Genomic DNA, 596 nt, shown 5'->3' with positions numbered 1-596 from the left:
GTGGAGCGGTCGGCAGGAAGCCGCTCGGGCCCGTATCGTGAGAACCCGCCGTCGTGGGTAGCTGTACAAGCGCGGAGTTAGAGACCGGTAGAACGGTGACGCGCGGTGAGCCTTGGGCGAATCGCGCGCTTGGGGAGGCGTCGTGGACGACTACGCGGGTCGGGTACTCGCCGACCGCTATCGACTGCCGCTGCCGCCCGCCGATGAGTACGAGTTCGTGGAAACCCGCGCGTTCGACACCTACAGCGGCCAGGAAGTCCTGCTCAGGCAGGTGCCGTTGCCCGAGGTCGTCGAGGCCGAGGTGGTCGGCGAGGGCGCGGCCCACGGGGCGTACGGCGCCGGCGGTCGGCCGGGCGGCGGTCTCGACGCGCGGCGCAGGCCGGCGCACTTCGACGGCATCGGCGACCCGGCCGTGCGGCGCGCCATCGACGCGGCCACCGCCGCCGCACAGGTGCCCGACCACCCCCGACTCGACCAGGTCTTCCACGTCTTCGCCGAGGCCGGCAGCCTGTGGATCGTCAGCGAGTACGTGCCGGCCCGGCCGCTTGCCGCGCTGCTCGCCGAGCGCCCGCTCACCCCACACCGCGCCGCCGAGG

The 596-nt window shown here is 73.5% G+C and carries 1 pseudogene; it reads left to right on the top strand.

Annotated features, from left to right (window positions below):
* Positions 1-142: 142 nt before the first annotated feature.
* Positions 143-596 (top strand): annotated as a pseudogene (locus KUM32_RS40660) (serine/threonine protein kinase); the annotation flags it as partial.

The sequence above is a fragment of the Streptomyces sp. AC627_RSS907 genome (genome assembly GCF_019049165.1).
The sequence above is the reverse complement of the archived record's forward strand: the minus strand, read 5'-3'. Positions and strand labels throughout refer to the sequence as shown.